This window comes from Providencia sp. JGM181, from assembly GCF_018257375.1.
Taxonomy (GTDB): domain Bacteria; phylum Pseudomonadota; class Gammaproteobacteria; order Enterobacterales; family Enterobacteriaceae; genus Providencia; species Providencia lanzhouensis.
The window spans coordinates 1-3,992 of the sequence record NZ_JAERJY010000209.1 but is presented as its reverse complement, the minus strand read 5'-3'; the positions used below and the strand labels follow the sequence as shown (position 1 = coordinate 3,992).

3 protein-coding genes are annotated in these 3,992 nt (G+C 44.3%); 1 reads left to right on the top strand and 2 read right to left on the bottom strand.

Translation table 11 applies throughout. From position 1 onward, the window contains the following. On the top strand, positions 1-310 hold a 310-nt coding region (locus tag JK188_RS16670; RefSeq protein ID WP_211888678.1), incomplete at its 5' end, for a hypothetical protein. 111 nt (positions 311-421) lie between these two features. On the opposite strand, the gene JK188_RS16665 is transcribed toward JK188_RS16670, so the two are convergent. Further along, entirely contained in the window at positions 422-2,143 is a 1,722-nt protein-coding gene (locus JK188_RS16665) for an amidohydrolase (RefSeq protein WP_211886828.1), read from the bottom strand. A 96-nt stretch (positions 2,144-2,239) separates the two neighbouring features. Further along, positions 2,240-3,613 carry an APC family permease gene (locus JK188_RS16660; protein WP_036948882.1) on the bottom strand — a complete coding sequence of 458 codons (1,374 nt, stop codon included), beginning with the start codon at positions 3,611-3,613 and terminating at the stop codon, positions 2,240-2,242. Between the last annotated feature and the right edge of the window lie 379 nt (positions 3,614-3,992).

Sequence of the window (3,992 nt, the reverse complement as noted above, 5' to 3'; positions counted from 1 at the left end):
ATATGATGAAAAATGTAACGAGATTAATGAAATAAAAGCTAAATTAATTGAGGCCGATAAATTAATTTATAAGTATAGAAATTACAATATACTTCCGCTAACCAATCAAGCACTCTACGACAAATGGAAGTCCGAGTATGTAAAGTTGGATGACCAACATAATTTCGACACATCAATAAGTTGTATTGCTGAGGGTGTTGCTCGCATGAATAAGGACGTTAGCATTTCAGATCATGTTAAAAGTGCAGAGATCACTAACTTCTATCATGAAGCCCTATTTGGTGTTCCTGTTTATATAACAGGCTTTTAGCATTAAATTATTATTTTAGACTAGAAAGTTATTGGTTTTAACTTACTGGTTTAATTGATTGAGATGAAGGCATATTTTTATGCCTTCATCAGATTAATGATAATTAAATATTTAAGACGCGATATGAACTGTTTTTCCGCCCACAATGGTGCGCAGCACTTTCACATTTTCAATATCATCCGCAGGGATGGTAAATACATTGCGATCCAGCACAATCATATCCGCGAATTTACCTGCCTCAAGCGATCCTAAAACATCTTCACGATGCTGAGCATAAGCAGAATCAATCGTTGCCGAACGCAAAACTTCGGTCACGGTCATATCACGGTCGTTATTCAGCCTTGGGGCTGGCTGACCATTAATATTACGACCACGGCGAGTTGCGGCGACTTTCAAATCATACCATTCGTCAAAATCATCGATTGGCCAGTCACTACCAAAGGCAACCACCGCTCCTGCATCAATAAACTTAGCGATTGGCTCTAGCTGCTGGAAGCGGGTTTCGCCCAGCATATTTTTTTCGAATGCAGCCAGCTCTGGCGTTGGCGCAGCCCATTGGAATGATAAGCATGCAATGGTTTTCAAGTGCGCAAAACGGGCATAATCTTTAGCATCAACCAGTTCATTGTGAGCAAGCCCTGGGCGGATATCTTTCTCTGGGTGAGCCGCACGCATTTTTTCAATGGCATCCAGCACGATAGAGACGGCACCTTCACCGACGGTATGTAAGTGAGGATCGTAACCTGCTGCGGCGATTTTCTCGAGCAGCTCATCCAAAATTTCAGCCGTGAAATAGAGGTCGCCGTAGTTATCGGTTTCGACCCAATTTGGCGCTGAATCAGTGCCTTTGTTCACGCGGTATGGCTGTAATAATGAGGCGGTCATGGTTGGGTATTGCAGCACGCCATCCACGAACATTTTGATATTACGCAGGCCGATACCCGGTGTTGGTGTCCACTCCGCTTGATGCCATTTTTTGGCGAACGCCACGGCTTTATCGACAGCAGCCGCAACGGCAGCCACATTCGGGGTATCATCAGGCGTGATTTCGCGCGCAGCTTGGAAGCGCAAAGTGAGTTCACCACGTTGTTGGAGCTGGTGAAATGCTTCTAACTGTTGCTCAGAAACGCGGGCATCCATCACCATAGTAACGCCTTGCTGATTGAGAACTTTTTGGACTAACTCAGCCACTTCAACCGCTTGCTCATCACGGATAGACGGAATGCTATCTGCGGCACGCATGGCGGGTGCATCTTCTAAAATACCATTTAGTTCACCATTTTCGTATTTACCGATTTTGCCATCTGGTGGCTCAGGAGTTTCTTTGGTGATCCCAAATAATTCGAGGGCGCGGCTATTGGCTAACAGGGTATGGCAGTCATTAGAAAACAGGACTACTGGGCGCTTTGTATTGAGCTTGTCCATATCTTCGCGGTACATATCAATACCTGCCGGTAACATGCCTTGGCGTAACCATGCCGTCACTTTTAGCCAGTCATTTTCACCCGTGCGAGGATCTTTATCGAGGTGATCTTGCACGCGCTGTAAAATTTGGTCGATAGTCAGGGATTCGTAATTAAGATGGCAGCCGAACAGCTGAATACCGCCCCAAAATGGGTGCATATGTCCATCAATGATCCCTGGCATCATCATTTTGCCTTCAAGGTCGATGCTCTCGGTTTCTGGGCCAACATATTGATGTAATTCATCTGAAGTCCCTGTTGCAAGAATATAACCTTCTTTCAAGGCGATAGCGTCGACAACACTATCTTGACTGTCTGCGGTATAGATATAACCGTTGAAATAAATAACATCAGCAATTTTATTATTCATCGTAAACCGTCTGTATCAGGGGCTCCTACGGAGCCAGAACCAAAAAAATAATGGGGAAGATAAGCTTCCCCATAATCAACGAAAGGTACCGGAGGATTAATTGATAATCATCTCAGTCTCGGCATCAGAGATAGCAGGTGGACGACGAGTAAAACCATGAGTCAGAAGCGTGAGGTAGCCTGCCCCGGCCGCTAGCCAACATAAGCCGACTGTGAAGGCTTCTGCATCTAAACTTGTCCATAACCACAAGGTTAAAACAACCCCAATGGATGGCATGACCAGGCAAGTGAGCAGCTTGGTATTATCCAATGAGGCTTTGCGGTCAATGTAGAAATGTTTTATGACTGACAAGTTCACAAAGGTAAAGGCTATCAGCGCACCAAAGCTAATCATCGACGCAACCATACTGAGTGATAACACCAGTGACATCAATGAAGCCACAGCCACAAAGATAATGGAATAGACCGGTGTATTTAGGCGTGGGTGCAAATACGCAAAGATAGAGCGAGGTAGCACACCTTCACGACCCATTGCATAGAAAATACGCACGATACTGGCTTGCGAGGTCATTGCTGAAGCAAAGACACCGATAACATAAGCGGTAATAAAGCTCGATGCCATCAAAGAGGCGCCGATCCACTTCATTTTATCGCCCACTTGCTGCATCACCGCGATACTGGCGACATCCGTATTAGGGAGAAAATCTTGCCATACTGGGTACATTAAGTGTGCACCGTAAGAGATGGCAATAAACAAGGCTCCTGCAATAAATACAGTATATAAAATCGCTTTAGGTAGAGCACGGCGTGCGTCTTTTGTCTCTTCGGCCATGGTTGAAATAGCATCAAAGCCCAAGAAGGCTAAGCACAGTACCGCAGCACCCGCAAACAGCCCAGATACTTGTGATGACATCACGGTGAGCGGCGCCATAAGGGCTTCAACATCCAGTACCATCGCGTTTTGCAAGCAGATGTACAAGAAGATGGCGATGAAGACAAATTGCATCAGAATAATCAGCATATTCATCCAAGATACCAATTTGATACCCAAAATGTTCATGATGCTGACAACAGCGATGGTTGAGCAGATTATCACTGGCATTGGGATATTCGGGAACGCTTCGTGAACGAAGATCCCAATCGCAATGTAGTTAATAATCGGCAGAAATAGATAATCCAGCAGTTGTGCCCAACCAACAAGAAATCCAAGAGTGCCACCAAAGGTTTTTTGCACATACGAATAAGCAGACCCAGAAAGCGGGAGCGCGCTGGTCATACGGCAATAGCTCATGGCGGTAAAGAAGACAGCAGCGAGCGTAATTAAATAAGCGATAGGCAGATGCCCTTCACTTAATACAGTCACTTGTCCATAGGTGGTAAAAATTCCGAGTGGCACCATATAAGCCAGCCCGAAAAATACTAACGCAGGGGTGGTCAGTACACGTTTCATTTGAACGGTATTCTGTTGCATTTTGAAGCCCTTCCCAAAAGCCCTTAACAACGTTAACTCTGTCTGAATACACAGGCCGAGTGAACCTAAAATGCAGCCATATAACTTGAGCTATAGCACTACATGTTTTGTTTTTTACATACACAAATCATTTAATTAGGTATGTGGATAGACGCCTTGTATTCAATTTCAGAAAACCTCGCACCAGGACAGAATATAAATCACTGTCATCGTGCGCACTTTAATGAAACGTCAGTAATGAATCGGACCATTACCATCCGCTGGGGTGAATACAAGCGGCGTACAATATAATTATCAAGTTCCTATTAAGCAATCATTTATTTCAACAAATAAATATACTGTTTTATTTCAATGGGTTGATATTTGAAAGGTGTATAAA

Excerpts from the sequence above, each read along its gene's own strand:
- JK188_RS16665 (WP_211886828.1), bottom strand. The coding sequence starts at position 2,143 with ATGAATAATAAAATTGCTGATGTTATTTATTTCAACGGTTATATCTAT.
- JK188_RS16660 (WP_036948882.1), bottom strand. The coding sequence starts at position 3,613 with ATGCAACAGAATACCGTTCAAATGAAACGTGTACTGACCACCCCTGCG.